The following is a 23,634-nucleotide window of genomic DNA, read 5'->3' as shown; positions in this document are numbered from 1 at the left end:
TTTAAGAAATAAAACCGAGCCAATTTACTCCGCCATCATCTTCACAAAATCATCAAACAAATACCTTGAATCGTGCGGGCCGGGCGACGACTCGGGGTGGTATTGTACCGAGAAGGCTTTTTTACCTTTTACACGGATACCTTCTATCGATTGGTCGTTCAGGTTAATGTGGGTGATCTCTACCTTGTCCGATGCGCGCACGGCATCGGGCACTACACCAAAGCCATGGTTTTGCGAAGTTACCTCACAATGATTTTTGATAATATTTTTTACCGGGTGGTTTAAGCCTCGGTGGCCGTTGTGCATTTTTTTGGTGGGGATATCGTTAGCCAAGGCCAGCAGCTGGTGGCCTAAGCAAATGCCGAACATCGGTTTTTCGGCAGCCAGTATTTCTTTTACAGTCTCTATGGCGTAAGGCATGGCTGACGGATCGCCGGGGCCGTTGGAGATAAAGTAACCATCGGGTTTAAATTCCTCCATCTCTTTAAAGGTGGTTTTGGCCGGGAACACTTTTCCATGCACATCACGCGAAGCAAAGTTGCGCAGGATGTTCTTTTTTACGCCCAGGTCTAAAACGGCTATGCGGTGGCTCGCGGCTTCGTCGCCAAAGCTGTAGGTCTCTTTTGTTGAAACTTGTGATGAAAGTTCCAAACCATCCATCGAAGGCACTTCGGCCAATTTCTTTTTCAATTCTTCAATATCGGTGATCTCCGATGAAATGATGGCGTTCATCGCGCCTTTATCGCGTATGTGGCGCACCAGTTGGCGCGTATCAATGTCGGATATCGACACAATGTTCTGCTCCTGAAAATAATCCTGTATTGACTCGGTCGCCTGTTTACGGCTATACGCGATGTTGTAGTTTTTACAAACCAAACCGGCTATCTGTATGTGGTCCGACTCTACTTCATCTTTCTGTATACCATAATTACCAATATGCGCATTGGTGGTTACCATAATCTGCCCGAAGTAGGATGGGTCGGTAAATATCTCCTGATAACCGGTCATGCCGGTATTAAAGCATATTTCGCCTGTAGTGGTACCAATTTTTCCGGCGGCTTTGCCATAAAACACAGTGCCGTCGGCCAGTAACAATATTGCAGGTAATTTGGTAAAGTTTGTCATTTTGTAAAAATTGCAGGGAATGAAAAAACAGCGGAAATGCAGTTATTATATCCGCTAAGCTTGTTTGAAAAAATGAAGTAAGGAACTCCTGTATTCACAAAAGACAAAAGTAGGGATAATTTCGGATTTCGGAATTGGGATTTCGGATTTTTTTGATTTTTGGCTATTTGACAATGGCAATCCACAAATTGGACCTCCAATATCATAAATCATACAATTAATACATCCAAAATTGAACATCCAAAATCCGAAATAATCCTACCTTTGGCAACGCAAAAACCAAATTGCCATGTCTGTACATAAAGATGTTAAGAGAATAACCACCCGCACTTTACAGGAAATGAAACGGCATGGCGAAAAAATTGCCATGTTAACTGCCTACGATTACTCGATGGCAACCATTGTTGATGCCGCTGGTATCGATGTGATATTGGTGGGCGATTCGGCCTCGAATGTAATGGCCGGGCACGAAACCACGCTGCCCATTACGCTCGACCAAATGATATACCATGCTTCGAGCGTGGTGCGCGCCATTAACCGGGCTTTGGTGGTGGTCGACCTGCCTTTTGGCTCGTACCAGGGTAATTCGAAAGAGGCATTGAACTCCGCCATCCGCATCATGAAAGAGTCGGGCGCGCATGCCGTTAAAATAGAAGGTGGTTTGGAAATTGCCGAATCCGTAAGCCGGATACTAACGGCCGGCATACCGGTTATGGGGCATTTGGGCTTAACGCCGCAATCGATATATAAATTTGGCACCTACACCGTTCGCGCCAAAGAAGAAGCCGAAGCCCAGAAATTGGTGGAAGATGCCATTAAACTACAGGAATTGGGCTGTTTCGCTATCGTATTGGAGAAGATTCCGGCCGAGTTGGCAAAAAAAGTAAGCGAACAACTGAGCATCCCAACTATAGGCATTGGTGCGGGGCGTCATTGCGACGGCCAGGTGTTGGTGATACACGATATGCTGGGCCTAAATAAAGGCTTTCGCCCCCGTTTTTTACGCCAGTATGCCAGCCTGTATGACATCATGAACGACGCCATACAACACTATGTGAGCGATGTAAAGGCAAAGGACTTCCCAAGCGAAAAAGAGCAGTATTAGTATTGCGTAATGCGATATGCGTATTGCGAATGTGTAAGTAAATTAAGAATGGCCAAATTCGAAATCGTAAATCCGAAATTCGATATCACAGATAAGGATATCCTTTACGAGGATAATCACCTTATTGCGGTGAATAAGCGCGCGGGCGATATTGTGCAGGTGGATGATACGGGCGATGAATCACTCGATGAAAAGGTAAAAAAATACATTGCCGCCAAATACAATAAACCCAATGGCGCTTTTTTAGGCGTGGTGCACCGGATTGACCGACCGGTGAGCGGGGTCATCATGTTTGCCAAAACAAGTAAGGCGCTCGAGCGGATGAACGCCTTGTTCAAAAGCCGCGAAGTGCATAAAACCTATTTGGCCGTGGTACGCCACCGCCCTGTGCCCGAACAAGGCAACCTGATACACTGGCTGATAAAAAACCCGCAAAAAAACGTAACCAAAGCCTACGACCACGAGGTAAACGGCAGTATGCGCTCCGAACTAAACTACAAACTCTTGGGTGAACTGAACGGCTATTATTTAATTGAAGTCGACCCTATAACCGGGCGCCCGCACCAAATCAGGGTGCAATTATCCACCTTAAACTGCCCCATTGTTGGCGATAATAAGTACGGTTACCCACGCGGCAGTTTGAAGAAAAGTATTTGCCTGCACTCCCGGCGCATACAGTTTATCCACCCTATAAAAAAAGAACCGGTAGATATATTTGCGCCCTTACCTAAAGATGGTTTTTGGGAAAAGTTTGAACAACTGTTATAGCCTGTTACAAATCGTCAATCAGGTCATCGTCGTCCTCGTCGTCAAAGTCGGGGGTATCAATTTCTTCAAAATCTATATCCTCGTCAATGCTTAACAAGCTATCGGCGTCAACATCATCTTTCAGGTCCTCGTCGTCAAAATCAAACTCATCCTCTTCGTCATCATCGTCATCCTCATCATCAGGGCCAATATTCATGGGCAGGGCCGGCGATAAAACAAGGGTATCTTCTGCGTTTTCGGTTGTAAACAATAACATGGTGTGGCTATTTATAGGCTAAATAATGTTGTTTTGGTCTCTTTTAAATTTGTCCTAAAATATCTGTTTATACTATACAAAGCAAAAATAACTCAATTTGGTGGCCAGTAATTGCCCGTCAGTATAATCATATCCAATAGCTTGATGCTATTGTCGTAATAATCAAATTCATCCAAAGTAAATTTGGTCAAATAATCCCAAACTTTATTTAGCCAAACCTGGTTTTTTGCGTCCACCATAGCCGACACCGCGAACGGTGCGATAAAACTCAGCGCCTCAAAATTGCGCCCTTTTATGTCGTCGCCACCTAAAGTATACCCTGCCGAAATATTGTCGGGGTTATCGCTCGTGGTGCCCCGTACCCAGGTATTGATGCGGTCGGCCATGGTTTTGGCTCGCTTATCGCCATAAATTAAATAATCGGTAGCAACGCGCCAGGGCACACGGCAGGCGTTGTAATTATAATAGCCATCATATTTCGATTCGAGATAATTTGCCCCGGCCGGCTTGGGCGTTGTATTGGTATTGCGGATAAAATCGGGTACCAAACCCGCATCCGGACTATACCTTTCCTGCATCTGCTTAAACAGCGCGTAATTACTGCTTACCACTTTAGCCCAGCGCGCATCGCCCATGGCCGCATCAAACGCCTTAAAATTGGCCGGCATAAAGTCGGATGTGCGGGTATCAAAATAATCCTTGCTATCGTACTCCACCGCGTTGCTCAACAGCGGCGTCAGCGTTTTGGCATTGATCTCCTGCTTCATAATCGAGCTTATCATCGCGGTAGCCTCCTGCAAATAATTCACCGGCCCGGCACTGCCCCATTGTTTATTGGCCAACAGCAGCGAATAGGCAATGTCCATATCGCCATCGGTAGCTGAGCTGCCATCAATATCTTTGCAATTATTATCTTGCGCCCAGGCCATCAGGTTATGGTCGCGCTTGCTGGGGTGGGCTTTATAATAGCGGTAAAGCCCGTCGAAAGTGGTTTGCGCCGTTTTATCGTAACCGGCCATCAGCGCGGTAATAATCATACCATAACCCTGCCCTTCGGACACGCTTTGCTTGTTCCCTTTCGTCTCGAACCAAACATAATATTGCCCTTTGGCGCAATTGCTGTTGATGTAACGGGCTTTCCAAAGCAGGTAAAACGAGCTTACGCTATTATCCAGGCTTTTTTGCGATATATGGTTTGGCAATATAGACCCCGGCGCGTACCGCATATGCTGCGGAAAAGGCATATTGGCCTGTTGCGCCTGCGCCAACATCGCCTGTAGGGTTAAAACGGATATCAAAAAATACAGGCGTACGTTGCTTTTCATTATACAGATAACATAAAACGCTCAAATTTGGTTTTATTATAGGCTCAAAAGTTTGTTCCAAATGCTTTCGTTCACCGGGATGCCTTCTGCAAGGTTGCGCATACGTGTTTTAAGCATGCCTTCGCCCGGGTAAGCAATGCTGCCGCCCTCCTTTTCGGGACGGCTCGTTTTGGTGTAGGCAATAATTTGTTCGGTAAAATGTTCCACCAAAGCTGCATCAGGCTCGTGAATGCAAATAAATACCTGCGATACACCCGATTCCCTGTCGGTATCCGTAATTTTTTCTGTCGAGTTGCCCCGGCTCAAAATGGTGGCCAACAAATCGAGCATCAGCGTAAGCCCCGAGCCCTTCCAAAAACCAACAGGCACCACCCTTTTCGATTTGAGGATGGCATCGGCATCGGTGCTCAGGTTCCCGGCCTCGTCATATCCTCCCGGTAAGGGCAGGGCTTCATTGTTATTAGCCCGGTATTGCAGCAACTTACCAAACGAGTATTGCGACATGGCCATATCCAACACCACATGCCCGCCTTGTTTGGGCACGGCTATTACCAGCGGGTTATTGCCGAGACGCGGGTCGATACCGCCCCAGGGTGGTACGTTGGCGATGGTATTGGTAAAACAAATGGCAAGGCAACCGGCATCCGCTGCCTGCTGACCATAAACACCGCCGCGCATCCAATGGTTGGTATTGCGGATGGCTACACAGCCAATACCGTGTTGTTTGGCCAATACAATGGCCCTGTCAGTACAAAAAGTAGCATTGATAACGCCCGGCGCGCGGTTGCCGTCCCACTGCTCAATTAAGCCTAAAACATTGAACAACGTTGGTTTTTCGTTCGGTTTAACCAGGCCTTCATGAACGTACTCGATAAATCCCGGGAAACGGTTCAGCCCATGTGAGTAAACACCGTCACGGCTGTTGCCCGCAAATATGGTGGCGCATTGTTCTGCGGTATCGGCATTAAAACCGTTTTTTAACAATACGCGTAAAAATTCAGCTTTTAGTTGGGTATAGGGTATTTTCATAGGATGAGTGCAATTGTACGTCCGAAAATAAAGAAATAAAGTCGGACATTTTGAAATCCGTGCCTTTGACTCACCCGGTCTTTGCTTCGCTCGACCACCCTCTCTTCGCCTGCGGCGGAAAGAGGGTCAAAAAACAAAAAAAAGCGTTCACCCTCTTTACCGCGCAGCGGAAGAGAGGGTCGACCAGTGCAGCGCAGTCGGGGTGAGTCAACCGCACCAAATCCACTACCCACCTAATCAACCTTATCCAACCCCATGTCTGCCGACAGGCAGAAATCAACTCACCAATTCACTACCTTTGCAGGATGAAATTCAAGTTAGGCGATTTTGTGCGTTTTGTGGACGAGAAGATGGAAGGCTATGTTACCCGCATCATAGACGAGCAGATGATAGGTGTTACCGGCGATGACGATTTTGAGATACCCGTTTTGGCCAGTAAAGTAACTACGGTACACGGACACAAATCGACGGCTGTGGAGAGCCAGGCATTTGACGAAGTCAGCCAATCCGCGTCTTTCGATACCCGTGGCATTTACATTGCCGTTACTACCGATGAGCGCATCGCTTCGGTAGTGCACTTTCATTTGCTGAACGAGACATCGTACCAATTACTGACCACCCTCACCACCGAAAAGTTGCACAAGTTTAAAGGCGAGTACGCGGGCATCATCGCGCCAAAATCGGCGGTAAAAGTGTATTCGGCGCCATTGCACGATATCCAGCTCTGGCCAACCTTTCACATCGAGGTGCTGTATTATACCACGCAAAATATAGCGCCGCAAAAGGCCCTATCTATAAGAGAGAACTTTAAGGCCAAGCATTTTTCGGGTTCAAAAAAATTGGTGCCGCTGTTAAAACAACAAGCCTGGCTCATTCAGTTGGATGAAGCCGAATTAACGATAGATGCCGAAAAACTGAAAGAAAGTTTTTTTAAACCCGCCGAAGAAAAACGCGAGATTGAAAAAGCCGTGAGCGAAGTTGACTTGCACATTGAAAAATTACGCGACGACTATCAGTTTTTAAGCGCTTCCGAAATGCTGAACATACAGCTCAACACATTCCGCAAAGCGCTGGACGCCGCCGTAGTGCACAAACTGCCCGATGTTACTTTTATACATGGCCTGGGCAATGGCAGCTTAAAAACCGAGATACATAAAGTGGCCGGTAAACACCCCCATGTACAAACTTTTATGGACGCCCGCAAGGAGAAATTTGGCTACGGAGCCACCAAATTGGTGCTTAAATAAAGCTTCTGCTACCATATACCGTTTCGGTCTAAATAATAAATTCGCAGTTTATTGCGTCAATGCCAAGTATTCTACCTAAATTTATTTATTATTTGTCCGATTTAACCTGTTTTGCAATTAAACTTAATCTTTTAATTAACGCTTAAAAAAGCAGGGATAAATTGTATTAATAGTTATTCCTATTACCTAATAAACTTAAATGACTACAACCCGCTCATTTGTTGCCGCCACCGGATGCTATATCCCTGATAATATTATACCCAATTCCGATTTTTTACAGCGACAGTTTTACGAAAAAGATGGAAGCGCTATCCAAAGGGACAGTGCCGTCATCATCGAAAAATTCAGGGAAATATCGGGCATCGCCGAAAGGCGTTATGCCAGCCCCGACCAAACCGCGTCGGACATGGCTTTTATTGCCGCAACCAAAGCGTTCACCAGTTCGGGTATGAACCCTGAAACGATGGACTATATTATTGTGGCCCATAATTTTGGCGATGTAAAATTTCAAACCAACCGTAGCGATACAGTGCCTACCCTGGCATCGCGCATAAAAGCCAAATTGGGCATAAAAAACCCGGATTGTGTGGCTTACGACCTGCCATTCGGTTGCCCAGGCTGGGTACAGGGCATGATACAGGCCGACTATTTTATCCGCTCGGGCGATGCCAAACGTTGCCTGGTCATCGGTGCCGAGACATTGTCGCGCGTAATGGATTTTAGCGACCGCGATTCGATGCTGTATTCCGATGGTGCCGGTGCTACCATATTGATGGCGACCACCGAAAAGAACAAAGGCATACTGGCCCACAAAACACAAACTTACGCTGCCGACCACGCCTGCCTGCTCCAAATGGAACACTCGTACAACCATGAAAATTCACAGGCTGATATATTTTTGAAGATGAACGGCCGCAAACTATACGAGTTTGCGCTGAGTACAGTGCCGCAGGTGATCAAATTGGCGCTCGATAAAGCCGGTGTGCACCTATCCGAAATTAAAAAGGTACTCATCCACCAGGCTAACGATAAAATGGATGCCGCAATAGTCGACCGTGTGTTTAAACTATACGGCATGGAATATAACGACCCATCCATTATGCCCATGACTATTTCGTGGCTCGGCAATAGTTCGGTGGCAACGGTACCGACTTTGTTAGACCTGATATTAAAAGGCAAAATAGAAAACCAAAGCCTCAACAAAGGCGATAAGGTAATCATAGCCTCTGTAGGTGCAGGCATGAACATCAACGCTATTGTTTATCAATTTTGACCTTTACCTTGTCTACAAAATTTAATTTTTACCTTTTCTAAATTAATTAGCCTATATTGCGCCCTCATTAAATAATTAAAATACAATACAATGGCAAGCGGAAAAGTAAAATTCTTCAACGAAACAAAAGGTTTTGGGTTTATCGTACCTTCAAACGGCGATAGCGAAATTTTTGTTCATTCATCAGGTTTGATTCACAAAATACGTGAAAACGACAATGTTGAATACGAAGTTGAAAAAGGCAAAAAAGGCCTTAATGCGGTAAATGTGAAAATTGTTGAATAATAACATACATCATAAAAATCGTTGCAGCATCCCCTTATACGGGATGCTTTTTTTTGCGCCTTAACGTGCTGACCATAAGCATAGTTATCCCTGTTTTCGGTGCTTTAAATACCATCAGGAAAATAAAAAATACTGTAAATCAATTAATTAGTGTTACCTTGCGGCCTTAATAAATAATTAATATACAATATAATGCAACAAGGAACAGTAAAATTCTTCAATGAAACAAAAGGTTTTGGATTCATCGTACCAACAAATGGCGATAGCGAAATTTTTGTTCATTCAACAGGCCTGATGGATCAAATCCGTGAAAACGACAGCGTAGAATACGAAGTTGAAAACGGTAAAAAAGGCTTAAACGCGGTGAATGTGAAACTTGCTTAAGCAATCATTATCATAAAAATCGTAAAGCATCCACGAAAGTGGGTGCTTTTTTGTTTTAAGGCAATCCCTGCCTGATATCCCTTCAACAAAAATCTGTCTATATTTACCGGCAGTATGCACCCCCAACAGCAACCCGGTATCAACAAATGGCTATATGCTTTTATAGGCCTCGCGGTACTGCTCAACTTTAGCGGCCTGTTCGTTACCATCATCGCGCCTGATGGCGCCCTCTACGCAGGCATTGCCAAAAGCATGGTGCTGCGGCACGATTATACCGACCTGTTTGCCGAAGGCCGCAACTGGCTCGATAAACCCCATTTCCCTTTTTGGATCATCGCGCTCTCGTTTAAATGCTTTGGTTTTACCACCTGGGCCTATAAGCTGCCCGCTATTTTGTTTTTGATGATGGGCGCCCGGTATACCTACCTGCTGGCCAAAAACCTATACAATACAGAAATAGCGTTGTGGGCGGTGCTGATATTGCTTACCGCCGAGCATATCGTCCTATCGAACAACGACGTGCGCGCAGAGCCATACCTAACCGGACTCATTATCGCGTCGGTTTACCATTTTTATAAAGCGCAGCACAGCAAAATATGGGGGCATTTATTTGCGGGCAGCCTGTTTGCCGCCTGCGCCATCATGACCAAAGGCATGTTCGCCCTTATCCCCATCTGTGGTGCCATAGCGGGCGAGCTCATCATCAAAAAACAATGGGCAGCACTTTTTAACCTGCGTTGGCTATTGGCCGCAATGATGATATTGCTGTTTATCCTGCCGGAAATTTATTGCCTCTACGCCCAGTTCGACAGCCACCCCGAAGTAGTGGTTTTTGGGCATAACCATGTATCGGGCATCAAATTCTTTTTTTGGGACAGCCAGTTCGGCCGCTTTTTTAACAACGGCCCCATTAAAGGCCACGGCGACCCTTTCTTTTTTGTACATACTACGCTTTGGGCCTTTTTGCCCTGGTCGCTATTGCTGTTCGCGGGAATCTTTCAATTCTTTAAAAAGAACATCAAAAATGTAAACAATGCCGAGTGGTATTGCATTTGTGGTTCTTTGCTTACTTTTCTGGTGTTTTCGGCATCCAAATTCCAACTGCCGTTTTATACCAATATCATCTTCCCGTTTTATGCCATCATCACAGCGCAGTATTTGTATGGTGTTAAAAGCATCAAAGCGGTACGTATTACCCAAATAGTAGTGGTGATATTGCTGATAGCCGGCATTAAAATACTGCACTATTTTTATTGGCCCGAAACCTTTAACTGGTATATCGGTGGCTTGCTAAGCATACTGTGTGTTTTAATGGTTTTTCTGCCACAGCGAATCACTAAAGTGCCTTACCAAAGGATTGGCATGATGACGGTTTTGGTGGCCTGCGTGGTGAACCTGTACCTCAACCTGGTTTTTTACCCATCGCTGCTTAAATACCAGGCCGGCAGCGAAGCTGCTTTTTATATCAACAGTTTGAACCGCAAAGATATGCCCGTGGTACAAAGCATGGGCGACTATACCTACCCGCTCGAGTTTTACCTGAACCAACCCCTGTACACCGCCGATTTGAACGGCAACGGCAACCTGCCGCCAAAACCGTTTCTACTATACACGCCTACCGATAATCTGGCCAACCTCAAAAAAACAAAAGGCTGGACCATGAGCGAAGTAACTACCTTCAACCGGTTTTGGATAACCAAAGTTACGCCCCGCTTTTTAAACAAAGCTACCCGCGACAGTACTTTAGGCCATGTAAGTTTGGTGGTGGTGAGATAGGAAGTCGGAGGACTGATATCGGAAGTCAGAGGGCGAACGGTTGTTTTCTTTCTGTCTTGATTCTCGATTCTTGACTCTTGCTTCTAATTTACGATTTCATCTTCTTCAGCAAATTCTCCACTACTTTGGGGAAGTGCGTGTGTTCCAGCTGTTGGCCTTTAAATTTGAGCATTTCCAGGTCATCTTCTGGCTCAATGCGGAAACGTGATTGGTGGATGATTTCGCCTTCATCAAAATTTTCGTTCACAAAATGGATGGTAATGCCCGATTCTTCTTCCTTGGCAGCCAAAACCGCGTTGTGTACTTTATCGCCATACATGCCTTTACCGCCAAATTTGGGCAGCAGCGATGGGTGTATGTTGATGATTTTATTAGGGAAGGCTTTCAACAACGATTGCGGCACCAGCCATAAAAAGCCGGCCAGTACGATCAGGTCTATCTGCAGGTTTTTTAACAGCCTGATCACATCATCGGTTTCGTAAAATTCGTGCCTGTCGAAAATATGCGAAGGGATCTCGAAGTTATCGGCCCTTTGTAAAACATAAGCTTCAGGATTGTTGGTCAAAATAAGCGCGACCTCGGCATCGGCATTTTTTTTGAAATGCTCCATTATTTTTTGAGCATTTGACCCCGATCCCGAAGCAAAAATAGCGATGCGTTTTTTCAAGAATAATAGTTTTTATTAATGCCTCTCAAATATAAAATTTTTGCCTCTCCATTCGCAACAATCGCGATAAAAAAATGCGTTATTGGTGTATAAAACCATAACGTGTAATTAGCCTGACTGTTTTAGAGGTATAATACGGACTGATGCTGCCGGTTTGCAATACCAACGAGTATTGGCCCAGGTTAACAATTTGCGCATTGCTAAAAAGTGTATCCTTACCAATAATGATGGGCGATTGCACGGTAAGGTTGCTTGGCGTAATATTCCATTGCCCGGTACCGCTGCTGTTGTTGCAATTATAGTTTTGATATGCCGATGACCCGTTGCTGTTAAAGGTGAGTTTTTGCGTGCAGGCCAGGTTAATGGTATCGGTTTTTTTCAGTGTATCGCCCACGTAATGAAATACCTGCTGCGAAGCGAGGCTCCAGGTACCGCTGGTCAAAAAATACGAAAGTTGGTCGCCGCTGTCCTTTTTGCAGGAGTTGCTGAACAAAGCCACGACAATTATCAAACCAAGCAACAGTACAGAAATTTTATACTTCATACGGATAAACACACGCAAAAATAACGAAAATCCGCGCCATTATTGTGCAGGTATAAATCCTTTTAAAAAATACAGTGGTTTGCCTTTACACTATTGCTTTTGCCTGTGTTTTCTGAAATAAACGTACGAATAGATTACCGGTGTAAAAGCCATCAACAAAATAGCCACGATAAATATGGTAACGGCAACCACCCCATGAAAAACGAGCATGAGCGCGGTGATGGCCAAACCACCGGCAAACCATATTTTGCCCGCAAGCTGGTGCGTTGCCCGCCAGTTGTCTTCGCTCTCTAAAGTCCATGGCGTGCGTACGCCCGCGAAATAATTGGGTTTGATGCTGTACATGATATTGCCCATAAATGCAAAGAACAAGCCAATTAGAGGCAGCAGTAACTGCGCTATTTTAAACTGGCGGTTAACTGTAGCAAAAATAATGGCAATGCACAATGCCGCCATAAAAGTGACAATGCCTAAGGCTATTTTTTGGAAGGTCCCTTCGCTGTACTTCACCTTTTGCTTAGGGTCGATAGCGGGTAAAAACATCAACAACAGGTAAACGCCTACAGCTATGCCCTGTACAATACAAATGGTCACCGCAAACTCCGTCTTTGGCCCATAACGGTCAACCATGCCATCGGCACCATAATGCATGGGCACGGTTTGCGGCATAGCACCATACACCCACAACAAGTAAATTAAAGGCTGTAGCCAAACAAGGGCCGCTATGGCATACGATAAAGTCAATTTTTTCATGTCCTTATTTTTTTTCGCTTTTAAACTGCATTACCCATTTCAGCATCTCGTCCATAACGGTGGTGTTTAACGAGTAGCATATAAACTGGCCTTCTTTAACAGATACCACCAGCCCGGCCTGGCGCAGCAGGTCGAGGTGGTGCGAAATGCTGGGTTTTGAAATGGAAAACCGGTCGGCAATTTCGCCGGCGGTAAGGTCTTTTTCTTTCAGCATCTCCAGTATCTCACGCCTTGTGGCATCGTTCAGTGCTTTAAACAGGGTATTCAAAATGCAATCATTTATATATTTAGACAAACGTCTAAATATATTTCGAAAATTGCAAATCGCTGATTGAAAAGTTTCTCGTAGCCATTACCTTAGCCATAACAAACATGAAAAACATCAACATCATAGCCATATCGGGCAGTTTGCGGCCAAACTCGTCAAACAGCACCATTATCAATATTATCGCAGGCATGGCACCTTCAGAGGTAAATATTGTAACATATGGAGGCTTGGCCGATCTACCTCATTTTAATCCCGAACTGGACAATGAAAGCCCGTCGGCTTCGGTTACCGATTTTCGCGCTCAATTAAAAAGTGCAGATGCTGTTTTGATTTGTACGCCGGAGTACGCGTTCGGTGTACCCGGCAGTTTAAAAAATGCGCTCGACTGGACCGTGTCATCAAGCGAGTTTGTGGACAAGCCCACAGCGCTTATCACCGCATCGAGCCAGGGCCAGCATGCGCATGCATCGCTGTTACTGACATTGGGTGCCATCTCCGCAAAAGTATCGCCCGGCGCAACGCTGCTTATCCCGTTTATACGGAGCAAAATAAACCGCGATGGTACCATAACCGATGGCGGCGTGTTAATATCCCTGAAAAAGGTTTTGGACAACCTGTTGCAAAGCATCGCCTGATTTGCCACAGCATTGTGACAAAAAATCAAACAAATAATATCCTATATTAGCCATAGGTTATCTTCGATATACCATCAACCAATTTGTAACCGTATTTTCTGCTACCTAAATAGCTATATCATGAACCATCGTAAAAAAAATGCCGCCGTATTTTTCCTCCTGTTGTTAACGGGTTTAACAAGTTTCGCCGGAGGGCACCATCGCACCAAAGCCGATACCACCGGCTTGTACCAGGACCATGGCGATTATATTGTGCTGGATAATGGCATCGTTCGTGCACAAATCACCAAAAAGAACGCGCATATTACCTCGTACATGTACAAAGGCCTCGAAACCTTGCGGGATGGTTATTACAGCATGGATGGCGGCACTGGCTACGCGCAACCAAACGAATGCGTGGTTACGGTAAAAACGCAATCGCCTAACCTGGTGGATGTTTGTTTTAAAAGCACTTGGCATGCCGGTTTGCGTCAGCAGGCTTTTGATATCGAACCGCATTATGTGATAGAAAAAGGAACATCGGGTATTTATTGTTACGCTATACTCGCGCACCCGGCATCGTACCCCAAAACCCGCGTGGGCGAATGGCGCTATGTATGGAAAGTTCCCGCCGGGTTTTTCGACCATATCATGGTCGACTCGTTGCGCAATATGGAACTACCCACCCCTGCTGATCTGGCCAGCGCCCAGAAAACCACCATCCCCGAATCAGTCAAGCTCACCCAAGGTGTAAAAGCCGGTACCTACGAGTGTAAATACGGCTACAGTGTTGAATATTATTATGTGGGCACTTACGGGCAAGCCTCCAATCGGTACAAAGTTGGCGGTTGGGCTGTTTTAGGTGGTTACGACTTTTTTAACGATGGCCCGACCCAGGCCGACCTGAACTCGGCCGATGGGACCATACTGGTACACTTTGGCCGCGACCACTATGCCGGCAGCGGCACATCGGTTGAGGCGGGTGAACAGTGGAGCAAACTGTTCGGTCCGTATTTGTTGTATGTAAACTCGGGCAACGATGCCAAGGCTATGTGGGCGGATGCCAAAAAGAAAGTGGTGGAAGAAAAAGCCAAATGGCCCTACGCCTGGCTGACCAACATGCCCGATTACCCGCTGGCCGCGCAAAGGGGCAGCGCCAAAGGTACTTTTATGGTGCACGACCCTTTTAAACCAAAAGTAACCGGTGGCAATGCATGGGTGGGTTTATGCGTGCCCGGCACCGATTGGGAAAAAGACTCGAAAAATTACCAATACTGGATAAAGGCCGATGCGGCTGGCAAATTCACCATACCCAACATCCGCCCGGGCACTTATACTTTGCATGCTTATGTTACGGGCGCCGTTGGTGAATATTCTACTGATAACATTACTGTTAAAGCCGGGCAAACGCTTAACATTGGCGATGTGAAATGGAACATCCCCCGCGATAAAGGCAAACTGATATGGGAGATAGGAATCCCCGACCGCACCGCCCGCGAGTTCAAGTTCGGCAAACAATACTGGAACTCCTTTATGTGGGAAACCTACTCGCCCGCGCTGCCCAACCCGCTGGTGTACACCGTTGGCCAAAGCGACTGGCATAACGACTGGAACTATGTATCCAGCGCGTACTGGAACGCTGATGGCAGCTTTAGCCCATGGCCCTGGAAGATCAATTTTAAACTGGACAAACTGCCCTCAAGCGGGGTGGCTACGCTCACCTTCGCCTTTGCCAGTGTGGATAGAGGACGGTTAACCACCTATGTAAACGATGAAACCACTCCTTTTGACAGCTTTACGCCGACATTGAATACAGGCGGCAATGCTTTGGTAAGGCAGGGCATCCATGCAAAATACAGCACTTACATGCTTAGCATACCGGTATCAAAATTAAAAGTGGGCGATAACAGCATTATGCTCATCACCAACAGGGGCAGCAACCGTACCGACCACATTATGTACGATTATTTAAGTTTCGAACTCGCGCAATGATATGGACAGAATTATTATCTTAGCTTCGTTTTAAGGCGAAGATTTCATGTTTATTAAAAAATTTCTGGCCTGGATTATCGTAATAAGCCTCGGTGGGGTTTTGTATTCGATAAGCATGCCCACCTATACCAACGAAGCCTACAAACAAGCGCTTGATGACCGTGGCATGAAAGCCATGACGACCAACGACTTCACACATTTTAAAGACTATTACTACAAAAGTCTGGATGATTTGCGCACCGACAAACCGCAAATAATGGATGTTTCATTTGGCATTTTGATAGCCTCGTTAACGCTCTATTGCTTCACGTTGAACAATAAAGTTAAACGCTACCATAATTTTAAAGCCGTTAAAACCTTAAAAAAAGGCAGCTTAATTTTATTGTCCAACTTTATGTGGCTGATGCTGATACCCGGAGCCTACTGGCACTACCTGTTCAGGAGCGGGCGCGGCGATTATCCCTGGTTTGTTGATGATGTTTCCATCCCTTTGGAAAGTAAAATACCCCTCATCCTGATTGGTTGGTTACTTTTGAATGTATTTATCCTGGTGTTTTCGCACAAAAGCAGGTTCCCTGCGCATTTGTTCAACAAGCAGCCGAGGTTTTACCCCTATGGCCGGCTATGGGATTATTTTTGGGGCATCATGATTTTTTTAAATACGCTTTTTTTGGGCTTCCTGATTTGGAAAGGCGACCATATCTCCATTATTGTGGACCTGTACCTTACTTATCTGCTGCTTAGCCTGCGAGCAGGTAAAATCCACGCCAAACGGATCGAATTGGCGCAACATCCTGAAAACGAATCGGAAACTGATGGCATCGGAGCAACAGAATAACCCATTGCACGGCAAAACCCTCGAAGCCATACTGACGCATCTCGTGGAATTTTATGGCTGGGAACGTCTGGGACAACAGATCAGGATCAATTGCTTTATCAGCGACCCGAGCATCAAATCGAGTTTGAAGTTTTTACGAAAAACGGAGTGGGCGAGGAAGAAGGTGGAGGAATTGTATTTGTTGACGCCAGCCAATAACCCCCTCTAACCCGATAGCTATCGGGTCTGCCGCGGTGGTGGAGACTTTCTAATAATTTTTATTGTTTAGTTCTTACAAGTCCTCCCTACCGGGGAGGATTTAGGAGGGGCTTGCTCTGCCAATTTGACGCTCTACCCCCTTTTGGAACGTGGCTTGTTATCTGCAATGCAGTTATCATTCAAATTTCAAAAACACAAAATATTATGCAAGAAAAAGGAACGATCTCGATACATACCGAGAACATTTTCCCGATCATCAAAAAGTTTTTATACTCCGACCACGAAATATTTTTGCGCGAGCTGGTATCCAACGCGGTCGACGCCACACAAAAAATCAAACGCCTGGCTTCATTGGGTCAATACAGCGGTACCCTTGGCGACCTGCAGGTGGAAGTTGCTTTCGACAAAGAAGCTAAAACCATTACCGTAAGCGATAACGGCCTGGGCATGACGGCCGAGGAAATCAAGAAATACATCAATCAGATCGCTTTTTCGGGCGCTACGGAGTTTGTTGAGAAATTTAAGGACGCCAAAGATGCGAACGAGATCATCGGTCGCTTTGGTTTGGGCTTTTATTCGGCCTTTATGGTGGCCGATGAGGTGGAAATCCAAACCTTAAGCTATCAGGACGGTGCCGAACCTGCCCGTTGGGTATGCGATGGCAGCACCGAGTTCGAGATAACCGAAGGCAACCGCACCGCACGTGGTACCACCATTATCCTCCATGTAAATGCCGATGGTGAAGAATTTTTAGAAAAACACCGCCTGGAAGAGATACTGAACAAGTACTGCAAATTTTTACCGGTACCGATCAAATTTGGTATGCGTACCGAGCGCGATGAAGATGGCGAAGACGAAGAAGGCAAACCAAAATATACCGACTTCGAGGTGGATAATATCATCAACAATACCAACCCCATCTGGACAAAAGCACCTGCTGATTTGACAGATGCCGACTACCTCGACTTTTACAAAGAATTATATCCATTTTCGGAAGACCCGTTGTTTTGGATACACCTGAACGTGGATTATCCCTTCAACCTGACCGGTGTATTGTACTTCCCGAAAGTGAAGAACGACTTCGAGATCACCAAGAACAAGATCAAGCTGTTTAGCCGCCAGGTATTTATTACCGACGAAGTAAAAGACATCGTTCCCGAGTTTTTGATGTTGCTGCATGGCGTAATCGATTCACCGGATATCCCGCTGAACGTATCGCGCAGCTTTTTGCAGGCCGATGGCAATGTGAAAAAGATCAACAGCTACATTACCAAAAAGGTAGCCGATAAACTGGCCGAGCTGTTTAAAGCCGACCGCAAAGGTTTTGAAGAGAAATGGGGCGATATAGGTCTGTTTGTAAAATACGGCATGGTAAGCGAAGACAAGTTTTATGATAAAGCAAAAGACTTCGCGTTGATCACCAATACCAAAAACGAGTTTTATACCTTGCCTGAGTATGCCGAAAAGGTAAAAACCCTGCAAACCAATAAGGATGGCAGCGTGGTTTACCTGTACACCAACGACCCGGCCAAACAGGATACCTTTATCCAGAGCGCAAACAAGAAGGATTACGATGTGATGCTGATGAACTCGCCGATAGATAACCACTTTGTGGCGCTGTTGGAGCAAAAGCTGGAGAAAACCGTCATCAAACGTGTGGATGCCGATGTGATAGACAAGCTCATCAACAAAGGCGACGCGCCGGAGCATGTGTTGACCGAGGAGCAAACCAAAAAGGTGAAAGAGATATTTGAAAAGGCCATCACCAAACCTAACATGAAGGTGGAAATAGAAAGCCTGAGCCCCGATGAACTACCCGTTACCGTTACCATGGACGAGTTTATGCGCCGCATGAAAGACATGGCAGCCATGGGCGGCGGCATGAGCTTTTATGGCACCCTGCCCGATAACTATAAGGTTTCTATTAACGGTAACCACAAACTCATCAGCCGTATTGTGAATGATGAGAACACGGAGGAACAAACAGCACTGGCCAAACAAGCCTTCGATTTGGCACTGCTATCGCAAGGCCTGCTCACCGGCGCCGAACTGACCGAGTTTGTAAACCGGAGCGTGAGTTTGATATAAGGAGTTTTTGCTTTGATATTTAATAGCGATGGGTTTGGAGCTCATCGCTATTTTTTTGTGCTCGGTTGGCTTGCAACAACAAAATCAAAAAAGTTTATATTTGTATAAATAAGCATCCATTATGGTTACCATCCAATCTACTTTGGACGATATTATGAAACTCGATTTCAATTCGAGGGAAATGCTGTTGGAGATATTGCAAAAAAGGCAGATTGAAGAGCGTCGTGCTGAAATTGCCACCCATGCCAAACAATCGTTAAAGGATTACAAGTCAGGCAAAACAACACCTGCCAATGCCGATGAGGTAATTAGCCGCTTAGAATCTATCTAATACTGAACTTTTGAAAACGTAAATACAATAGGCTCGTAAATAATTATCGCATTGTTATCAATCTCTGTTTCCCGTTTGAAACAATAAAATATTGGCTTAATCACTTCATTTGGGGTATAGGTCCTATTTGGTGGTGTCGTACAAACTTCTGAGTTCTCTATTAAAACATAAAAAATTATCGTCCGCTTATCAATCTTTAAGCTTTTATCGAATTTATACCCCGACAAAAATCTAAAACTACGCTTCAATGAATCAGGACAATCGTTAATGCACTTCCAATTGACAATTTCTCCCTGTTTATCGGTTTGTACCTCCACAATTGCATAATTCCAACTGCAATCATATTTAACCGATTGAGGGACAACAAGATTCTTTTCGATAAATATTTCAAAATTTACAAATTTTGACGATGGGATATTGATGATAGATTGTGCTTTGAGTGTCCCTAAAAACAAAAATGAGATAGCTAATAGTTGAATCTTCATAAAGTAAATATCCCATTAATTTATTGTTTCTTCAAAAAGTAAGTCCCAAGCTGAATGCCCATGCCATCTTACACGCAGCATCTTAGTCCCCGCAGGGCCCCCGTTGGGCGACCCTGCGCAAAGCGATAGGTAACAAAGGGAATATTGAGGGGATGTGCAGAAAGGAATATATTTTTTGATGAGTCGTTTACCCTGTTTCTCAAAACTGGTGGTAGTTTTAACCCTAAAGCTCATTCAAAAAATCGTCAAAGTCGCGAACTTTTTTCTTCCCCGTTTTAATCAACTTGATTTCTTTAACGCTTTCTTTTATTTCTTTTACTAAAAGTGCTTTAGAGGCCTTGCTGCTTTTTATATCCACTGATACTTTCATGTTTAAAAATAAACATTTCTTGCCTCTTCTTCAAAATAAGCTTCGTTACAAATAAAAGCCATTATTAAAGATTTTATTATGAACCAAGCGATATTCTGCCCCATAGGGGCTACCTGTTTGTAGTATTGTATCTTGAAATTTTGCTTTGCCCCGTAGGGGCTACCCCCCCCCCCTTGGCAGTTGTATCAAGCTTGTTACAAGCTTCAGATAGGGCTTTGGGGTACTATCAGCATCCTGCATGACAGTTAATCCCCACAGGCCTATATATTTGCGTAACCAATTTTGTACCTTATACTTTTCAAATGAAGAAGATCGCCGTATTATTCATATCAGGCTTTTTAGCGCTTAATTTTTGCCATGCGCAAACCGCAACGGTTTGGCCCAAAGTCGACAATAAAATGCAACCCTGGACTCGCTGGTGGTGGATGGGCAACGCCGTTGACGACCGCAACACCGGCAATTTACTCACTACCTACAGCCAGGCCGGCTTTGGCGGTGTCGAGGTTACGCCCATATACGGCGCTATTGGTTACGAGAGCCGTTACCTGCAATTCCTGTCGCCGCAATGGATGAGCGCCTTGAATTTCACCATCGCCAAAGCAAAAACCTTGGGCATGGGTGTTGATATGAATACCGGCACAGGCTGGCCCTTCGGCGGTCCGCAAATTAAGGCTGAAGATGCCGCCGCGAAGCTCATTATCCAGACCTATAAAATATCGGCCGGGCAAACCGGTTTTAACGAAAGCTTTTTAGTGGGCGATGCCCGCCAGGCAAAAGTAGGCGCGCCCTTACAAGCACTGATGGCTTACGGCCCCAATGGCGAGGTACTGAACATTACCGACAAGGTTGGCGCCGATGGCAAACTGAACTGGCAACCCGCCAGCGGCACCTGGGAATTGTATGCGGCCTATTCGGGCAAAACATTGCAGCAGGTAAAGCGCGCTGCCCCTGGTGGCGAGGGTTATGTAATGGACCATCTCTCAAAACACGCGGTAGATACTTATTTGGCCAGGTTTGATGATGCTTTCGGGCATAAATCCCCGGGCATAGGTTCGTATTTTAACGATAGCTACGAAGTGTATGGCGCAAGCTGGTCGCCGGGCTTTTTCGATGAGTTTATGCGCCGCCGCGGGTACGACCTGCGCCTGCACCTGCGCGAACTGCAAAGCAGCGAAAATACCGAAGCCGTATCGCGCGTAAAAATGGACTATCGCGAAACCATGAGCCAAATGCTGTTGGACAACTTTACCCTTACCTGGACAAACTGGGCACACCATTACGGCAGCCTCACCCGTAACCAATCACATGGCTCGCCCGGCAACCTGCTCGACCTGTATGGCGCCGTAGATATACCCGAGTGCGAAACCTTTGGTTCGAGCCATTTTGATATCCCCGGCATACGCCGCGATAGCGCCGATGTGCGTAATGTTGACCCCGACCCGATGATGCTCAAGTTCGCTTCGTCAGCAGGGCATGTTAACGGCCGCAAATACGCCACGTCCGAAACCTTTACCTGGTTAACCGAGCACTTTAAAGGTTCGACAGCACAATGCAAACCCGAGTTGGAGCAGGTATTTTTGGCCGGAGTTAACCACGTGTATTTCCACGGCACCACTTACTCGCCCGATGATATCGCCTTCCCGGGATGGTTATTTTACGCGTCGACAAACTTTGTGCCCGCCAACAGCTGGTGGGGGCATCTGCCGGGTTTAACAACCTACATTACCCGCTGCCAGTCGGTTTTACAGGCTGGTAAACCGGATAACGAACTCATCATCTACTGGCCGATATACGATGCTTGGGCCAATACACGTGGCCTCGAAATGCAATTGGCCATCCATGGTATTGATGAGTGGCTGCGCCCGACACAATTCTACAAAACATCGATGGCGCTGCAAAAGGCAGGCTATTCGTTCGATTTTATATCCGACAAAATGATAGCCGGTTCCACCGTGCTGAACGGCGAGATCAATACCGTTGCCGCGGCGCAAACCCGCAAAGTGTTGATCGTGCCTGAGTGCCGCTATATGCCTTTGGCTACGCTGGATAATATCCTGAAACTGGCCAAAGAAGGCGCTACCGTCATCTTCCAAAAACTACCCACAGATGTACCCGGGTTAAACGATGTTGAAGCGCATCGCAACCAATTGAAAACCATCTTGGCAACATTGAATTTTGGCTCGGTACATACCGAAGGCGCACAAAGCTTGAGTGTAGCCACCATTGGCAAAGGCAAAATATGGTTGTGTAGTGATGTGCAACAAGCACTGGAATACAATAAACTGACCGGCGAAGAATTGACTCAAACCGGGCTTAAGTTTATCCGCAGGGCCATACCCGGCGGTAAGTACTATTATATTGTTAACCACACTGCCAAGCCTATTGATACCAGTATCCCATTGAACATGAAGGCCGCCTCGGTAACCATACTTGATCCGCAAAGCGGAAGCTACGGTGCTGCGGCAGCAACCCCGGTCAATGGCAAAACCAAGGTACACGTACAACTGCAATCGGGCGAAGCTTTGATATTGAAAGCGACTTCGGCACCTGCACCGCAAATTGCCAAATGGAAATACATCGAAAAAACCGGCGAACCGATAACTGTTGGTACCGAGTGGGCCCTGCACTTTACCAAAGGCGGACCCGAATTACCCGAGGACCAAAAAATGACCAAACTGGTATCATGGACAGCCGCTGCCGACCCTAAAGCCAGTTCGTTTTCGGGAAGCGGCGAGTACACCACTACCTTTGATATGCCCGCTCAAAAAGCTGCCGATTATATCCTCAATTTAGGCAATGTATGCGAAAGCGCGCATGTATACATCAATGGTAAAGATGCCGGTATATTTTGGAGCGTCCCTTTCAGCAGGCGCGTAGGCAAACTATTAAAACCAGGCAAAAACACCATCAAAATCGAGGTGGACAACCTGATGGCCAACCATGTAAGGTATATGGACCAAAACAATATTAAATGGAGAAACTATCACGAAATCAACTTCGTAAATATTGATTATAAGGCTTTTGATGCATCCAAATGGAAAGTAATGCCATCCGGTTTGTTAGGCCCTGTAACAATAACGCCTGTTTTATAGTCCCACGATTATATGGATATCGTATTAAAACCTATTGCCATAGTAACCAATAACCGCAAAAAACCAATAGATGATTATTGGGCGGTAACGATTTCGGAGATTACCTTGCTTGACCATGTGCCCACCGAGGCCTTGGATAATATAGGTGATTTTTCGCACCTGGAGGTTATTTACTATTTCAACCAGGTGAATCCCGATAAGATAATTTACTCGGGGCATCCCCGCAACAACCGGACTTATCCCCTGATGGGCATATTCGCGCAACGAAAAAAAAACAGGCCAAACAGGTTAGGTTTGAGTACCGTAGAAATATTAGGACATACCGGCAGAACCATTACAGTAAAGCATTTTGATGCCATAGACGGCACACCAATATTGGATATAAAACCGGTGTTTAAAGAGTTTGAGCCTGAGGGCGAAATCAAACAACCGGCCTGGGTGGCCGATGTGATGAAGGATTACTGGAAATAAAAAAGCCCCGATGTTTATCGGGGCTTCCTATTTTAACGGTCGAAACTTTTTTGGGTAGTGCGTTTGAAACCTCCGCCACCGCCTGATCCGCCTGTACGGGGCTTATCATCGGCTTCGGCAACCGAAATGCGGCGACCGTAGTAGTCGGCACCGTCCATGTTGCTGATGGCTTCTTTAGCTTCATCGTCATTAGTCATTTCAACAAAACCAAAGCCCTTGCTTTGTCCTGTTTCACGGTCTTTTACAATCCGTAACGATTTTACGTGGCCAAAATCGTTAAAAACAGCCGTTAGTTCCTCTTCTCCAACCTGGAAAGGTAACCCTGCAATAAATATCTTCATTAAAATTAC

At 45.8% G+C, this 23,634-nt stretch carries 26 protein-coding genes; 15 read left to right on the top strand and 11 right to left on the bottom strand.

The window, feature by feature from the left end; all coding sequences use genetic code 11:
- Nucleotides 1–24: 24 nt before the first annotated feature.
- Nucleotides 25–1,125, bottom strand: a complete 1,101-nt coding sequence (gene carA / locus QZX97_RS15290; RefSeq protein ID WP_295652732.1) for a glutamine-hydrolyzing carbamoyl-phosphate synthase small subunit — start codon at nt 1,123–1,125, stop codon at nt 25–27.
- Nucleotides 1,126–1,414: 289 nt separating this feature from the next.
- Here carA and panB point away from each other — a divergent pair, with 289 nt between their 5' ends.
- Complete coding sequence (gene panB, locus QZX97_RS15285) at nt 1,415–2,230, top strand: 3-methyl-2-oxobutanoate hydroxymethyltransferase (RefSeq protein WP_295652730.1); 816 nt, start codon at nt 1,415–1,417, stop codon at nt 2,228–2,230.
- Nucleotides 2,231–2,278: 48 nt separating this feature from the next.
- Nucleotides 2,279–2,998, top strand: a complete 720-nt coding sequence (locus QZX97_RS15280) for an RluA family pseudouridine synthase (RefSeq protein WP_295652728.1) — start codon at nt 2,279–2,281, stop codon at nt 2,996–2,998.
- 4 nt (nt 2,999–3,002) lie between these two features.
- Here QZX97_RS15280 and QZX97_RS15275 read toward each other — a convergent pair whose 3' ends face one another.
- From QZX97_RS15275 to yiaK, 3 genes are all read right to left on the bottom strand, one after another.
- On the bottom strand, nt 3,003–3,254 hold the full coding sequence (locus QZX97_RS15275; RefSeq protein ID WP_295652727.1) for a hypothetical protein: 252 nt from the start codon (nt 3,252–3,254) through the stop codon (nt 3,003–3,005).
- A gap of 92 nt (nt 3,255–3,346) precedes the next feature.
- The gene (locus QZX97_RS15270; RefSeq protein ID WP_295652725.1) at nt 3,347–4,579 is read right to left on the bottom strand and encodes a glycosyl hydrolase family 8; all 1,233 of its coding nucleotides are present in this window, start codon (nt 4,577–4,579) and stop codon (nt 3,347–3,349) included.
- Nucleotides 4,580–4,615: 36 nt separating this feature from the next.
- Nucleotides 4,616–5,608, bottom strand: coding sequence for a 3-dehydro-L-gulonate 2-dehydrogenase (gene yiaK / locus QZX97_RS15265; RefSeq protein ID WP_295652722.1), 993 nt, complete (start codon nt 5,606–5,608; stop codon nt 4,616–4,618).
- A gap of 305 nt (nt 5,609–5,913) precedes the next feature.
- Between yiaK and QZX97_RS15260 the strand changes: the two genes are divergently transcribed.
- From QZX97_RS15260 to QZX97_RS15240, 5 genes are all read left to right on the top strand, one after another.
- A complete protein-coding gene (locus QZX97_RS15260; RefSeq protein ID WP_295652719.1) occupies nt 5,914–6,855 on the top strand; it encodes a Smr/MutS family protein in 942 nt (313 codons plus the stop codon).
- 199 nt (nt 6,856–7,054) lie between these two features.
- On the top strand, nt 7,055–8,128 hold the full coding sequence (locus tag QZX97_RS15255) for a ketoacyl-ACP synthase III (protein ID WP_295652717.1): 1,074 nt from the start codon (nt 7,055–7,057) through the stop codon (nt 8,126–8,128).
- A 90-nt stretch (nt 8,129–8,218) separates the two neighbouring features.
- Nucleotides 8,219–8,413 carry a cold-shock protein gene (locus QZX97_RS15250; protein ID WP_295652715.1) on the top strand — a complete coding sequence of 65 codons (195 nt, stop codon included), beginning with the start codon at nt 8,219–8,221 and terminating at the stop codon, nt 8,411–8,413.
- 192 nt (nt 8,414–8,605) lie between these two features.
- The gene (locus QZX97_RS15245) at nt 8,606–8,797 is read left to right on the top strand and encodes a cold shock domain-containing protein (RefSeq protein ID WP_295652713.1); all 192 of its coding nucleotides are present in this window, start codon (nt 8,606–8,608) and stop codon (nt 8,795–8,797) included.
- 114 nt (nt 8,798–8,911) lie between these two features.
- A complete protein-coding gene (locus QZX97_RS15240; protein ID WP_295652711.1) occupies nt 8,912–10,573 on the top strand; it encodes a glycosyltransferase family 39 protein in 1,662 nt (553 codons plus the stop codon).
- A gap of 88 nt (nt 10,574–10,661) precedes the next feature.
- Here the strand turns inward: QZX97_RS15240 and purN are convergent, their stop codons facing one another.
- The 4 genes from purN to QZX97_RS15220 form a co-directional block, all read right to left on the bottom strand.
- On the bottom strand, nt 10,662–11,240 hold the full coding sequence (gene purN / locus QZX97_RS15235; protein ID WP_295652708.1) for a phosphoribosylglycinamide formyltransferase: 579 nt from the start codon (nt 11,238–11,240) through the stop codon (nt 10,662–10,664).
- Nucleotides 11,241–11,319: 79 nt separating this feature from the next.
- Complete coding sequence (locus QZX97_RS15230; protein WP_295652706.1) at nt 11,320–11,784, bottom strand: hypothetical protein; 465 nt, start codon at nt 11,782–11,784, stop codon at nt 11,320–11,322.
- A gap of 90 nt (nt 11,785–11,874) precedes the next feature.
- Nucleotides 11,875–12,537: an SdpI family protein gene (locus QZX97_RS15225; protein WP_295652704.1), complete on the bottom strand. Its 663-nt coding sequence runs from the start codon at nt 12,535–12,537 to the stop codon at nt 11,875–11,877.
- A 4-nt stretch (nt 12,538–12,541) separates the two neighbouring features.
- Nucleotides 12,542–12,805 carry an autorepressor SdpR family transcription factor gene (locus QZX97_RS15220; RefSeq protein WP_295652701.1) on the bottom strand — a complete coding sequence of 88 codons (264 nt, stop codon included), beginning with the start codon at nt 12,803–12,805 and terminating at the stop codon, nt 12,542–12,544.
- Between the two features lie 104 nt (nt 12,806–12,909).
- On the opposite strand from QZX97_RS15220, the gene QZX97_RS15215 reads away from it, so the two are divergent.
- The 6 genes from QZX97_RS15215 to QZX97_RS15190 all read left to right on the top strand — a co-directional run bounded on the left by QZX97_RS15215 (nt 12,910) and on the right by QZX97_RS15190 (nt 18,866).
- Nucleotides 12,910–13,440: an NAD(P)H-dependent oxidoreductase gene (locus QZX97_RS15215; protein ID WP_295652698.1), complete on the top strand. Its 531-nt coding sequence runs from the start codon at nt 12,910–12,912 to the stop codon at nt 13,438–13,440.
- A 120-nt stretch (nt 13,441–13,560) separates the two neighbouring features.
- Nucleotides 13,561–15,411, top strand: a complete 1,851-nt coding sequence (locus tag QZX97_RS15210) for a polysaccharide lyase family protein (protein ID WP_295652696.1) — start codon at nt 13,561–13,563, stop codon at nt 15,409–15,411.
- Nucleotides 15,412–15,457: 46 nt separating this feature from the next.
- Nucleotides 15,458–16,249 carry a hypothetical protein gene (locus QZX97_RS15205; protein ID WP_295652694.1) on the top strand — a complete coding sequence of 264 codons (792 nt, stop codon included), beginning with the start codon at nt 15,458–15,460 and terminating at the stop codon, nt 16,247–16,249.
- Nucleotides 16,227–16,457, top strand: coding sequence for a VF530 family protein (locus QZX97_RS15200; protein ID WP_295652692.1), 231 nt, complete (start codon nt 16,227–16,229; stop codon nt 16,455–16,457). Before QZX97_RS15205 ends, QZX97_RS15200 begins: the two co-directional genes overlap by 23 nt.
- Nucleotides 16,458–16,651: 194 nt before the next feature.
- Nucleotides 16,652–18,535 carry a molecular chaperone HtpG gene (gene htpG / locus QZX97_RS15195; protein WP_295652690.1) on the top strand — a complete coding sequence of 628 codons (1,884 nt, stop codon included), beginning with the start codon at nt 16,652–16,654 and terminating at the stop codon, nt 18,533–18,535.
- Nucleotides 18,536–18,656: 121 nt separating this feature from the next.
- Complete coding sequence (locus QZX97_RS15190; protein ID WP_295652689.1) at nt 18,657–18,866, top strand: hypothetical protein; 210 nt, start codon at nt 18,657–18,659, stop codon at nt 18,864–18,866.
- Here QZX97_RS15190 and QZX97_RS15185 read toward each other — a convergent pair.
- Nucleotides 18,863–19,351 (bottom strand): hypothetical protein, encoded by a 489-nt coding sequence (locus tag QZX97_RS15185; protein WP_295652687.1) that lies wholly within the window; start codon nt 19,349–19,351, stop codon nt 18,863–18,865. The genes QZX97_RS15190 and QZX97_RS15185 overlap by 4 nt on opposite strands.
- Before the next feature lie 223 nt (nt 19,352–19,574).
- Complete coding sequence (locus tag QZX97_RS15180) at nt 19,575–19,721, bottom strand: hypothetical protein (protein ID WP_295652685.1); 147 nt, start codon at nt 19,719–19,721, stop codon at nt 19,575–19,577.
- 302 nt (nt 19,722–20,023) lie between these two features.
- Here QZX97_RS15180 and QZX97_RS15175 point away from each other — a divergent pair, with 302 nt between their 5' ends.
- Both QZX97_RS15175 and tsaA read left to right on the top strand, forming a co-directional pair.
- A complete protein-coding gene (locus QZX97_RS15175; protein WP_295652684.1) occupies nt 20,024–22,813 on the top strand; it encodes a glycosyl hydrolase in 2,790 nt (929 codons plus the stop codon).
- Between the two features lie 12 nt (nt 22,814–22,825).
- Nucleotides 22,826–23,284 carry a tRNA (N6-threonylcarbamoyladenosine(37)-N6)-methyltransferase TrmO gene (gene tsaA, locus QZX97_RS15170; RefSeq protein WP_295652683.1) on the top strand — a complete coding sequence of 153 codons (459 nt, stop codon included), beginning with the start codon at nt 22,826–22,828 and terminating at the stop codon, nt 23,282–23,284.
- Nucleotides 23,285–23,316: 32 nt separating this feature from the next.
- Here tsaA and QZX97_RS15165 read toward each other — a convergent pair whose 3' ends face one another.
- On the bottom strand, nt 23,317–23,625 hold the full coding sequence (locus tag QZX97_RS15165) for an RNA-binding protein (protein WP_295652681.1): 309 nt from the start codon (nt 23,623–23,625) through the stop codon (nt 23,317–23,319).
- Nucleotides 23,626–23,634 lie beyond the last annotated feature (9 nt).

It is taken from the genome of uncultured Mucilaginibacter sp. (genome assembly GCF_903893715.1).
Classification (GTDB): domain Bacteria; phylum Bacteroidota; class Bacteroidia; order Sphingobacteriales; family Sphingobacteriaceae; genus Mucilaginibacter.
Note: the sequence above shows the minus strand (reverse complement) of the source record. Positions and strands in the feature narration are given on the sequence as shown.

Excerpts from the sequence above, each read along its gene's own strand:
- carA (WP_295652732.1), bottom strand. The coding sequence starts at position 1,125 with ATGACAAACTTTACCAAATTACCTGCAATATTGTTACTGGCCGACGGC.
- panB (WP_295652730.1), top strand. The coding sequence starts at position 1,415 with ATGTCTGTACATAAAGATGTTAAGAGAATAACCACCCGCACTTTACAG.
- QZX97_RS15280 (WP_295652728.1), top strand. The coding sequence starts at position 2,279 with ATGGCCAAATTCGAAATCGTAAATCCGAAATTCGATATCACAGATAAG.
- QZX97_RS15275 (WP_295652727.1), bottom strand. The coding sequence starts at position 3,254 with ATGTTATTGTTTACAACCGAAAACGCAGAAGATACCCTTGTTTTATCG.
- QZX97_RS15270 (WP_295652725.1), bottom strand. The coding sequence starts at position 4,579 with ATGAAAAGCAACGTACGCCTGTATTTTTTGATATCCGTTTTAACCCTA.
- yiaK (WP_295652722.1), bottom strand. The coding sequence starts at position 5,608 with ATGAAAATACCCTATACCCAACTAAAAGCTGAATTTTTACGCGTATTG.
- QZX97_RS15260 (WP_295652719.1), top strand. The coding sequence starts at position 5,914 with ATGAAATTCAAGTTAGGCGATTTTGTGCGTTTTGTGGACGAGAAGATG.
- QZX97_RS15255 (WP_295652717.1), top strand. The coding sequence starts at position 7,055 with ATGACTACAACCCGCTCATTTGTTGCCGCCACCGGATGCTATATCCCT.
- QZX97_RS15250 (WP_295652715.1), top strand. The coding sequence starts at position 8,219 with ATGGCAAGCGGAAAAGTAAAATTCTTCAACGAAACAAAAGGTTTTGGG.
- QZX97_RS15245 (WP_295652713.1), top strand. The coding sequence starts at position 8,606 with ATGCAACAAGGAACAGTAAAATTCTTCAATGAAACAAAAGGTTTTGGA.
- QZX97_RS15240 (WP_295652711.1), top strand. The coding sequence starts at position 8,912 with ATGCACCCCCAACAGCAACCCGGTATCAACAAATGGCTATATGCTTTT.
- QZX97_RS15230 (WP_295652706.1), bottom strand. The coding sequence starts at position 11,784 with ATGAAGTATAAAATTTCTGTACTGTTGCTTGGTTTGATAATTGTCGTG.
- QZX97_RS15225 (WP_295652704.1), bottom strand. The coding sequence starts at position 12,537 with ATGAAAAAATTGACTTTATCGTATGCCATAGCGGCCCTTGTTTGGCTA.
- QZX97_RS15215 (WP_295652698.1), top strand. The coding sequence starts at position 12,910 with ATGAAAAACATCAACATCATAGCCATATCGGGCAGTTTGCGGCCAAAC.
- QZX97_RS15210 (WP_295652696.1), top strand. The coding sequence starts at position 13,561 with ATGAACCATCGTAAAAAAAATGCCGCCGTATTTTTCCTCCTGTTGTTA.
- QZX97_RS15205 (WP_295652694.1), top strand. The coding sequence starts at position 15,458 with ATGTTTATTAAAAAATTTCTGGCCTGGATTATCGTAATAAGCCTCGGT.
- QZX97_RS15200 (WP_295652692.1), top strand. The coding sequence starts at position 16,227 with ATGGCATCGGAGCAACAGAATAACCCATTGCACGGCAAAACCCTCGAA.
- htpG (WP_295652690.1), top strand. The coding sequence starts at position 16,652 with ATGCAAGAAAAAGGAACGATCTCGATACATACCGAGAACATTTTCCCG.
- QZX97_RS15190 (WP_295652689.1), top strand. The coding sequence starts at position 18,657 with ATGGTTACCATCCAATCTACTTTGGACGATATTATGAAACTCGATTTC.
- QZX97_RS15185 (WP_295652687.1), bottom strand. The coding sequence starts at position 19,351 with ATGAAGATTCAACTATTAGCTATCTCATTTTTGTTTTTAGGGACACTC.
- QZX97_RS15180 (WP_295652685.1), bottom strand. The coding sequence starts at position 19,721 with ATGAAAGTATCAGTGGATATAAAAAGCAGCAAGGCCTCTAAAGCACTT.
- QZX97_RS15175 (WP_295652684.1), top strand. The coding sequence starts at position 20,024 with ATGAAGAAGATCGCCGTATTATTCATATCAGGCTTTTTAGCGCTTAAT.
- tsaA (WP_295652683.1), top strand. The coding sequence starts at position 22,826 with ATGGATATCGTATTAAAACCTATTGCCATAGTAACCAATAACCGCAAA.
- QZX97_RS15165 (WP_295652681.1), bottom strand. The coding sequence starts at position 23,625 with ATGAAGATATTTATTGCAGGGTTACCTTTCCAGGTTGGAGAAGAGGAA.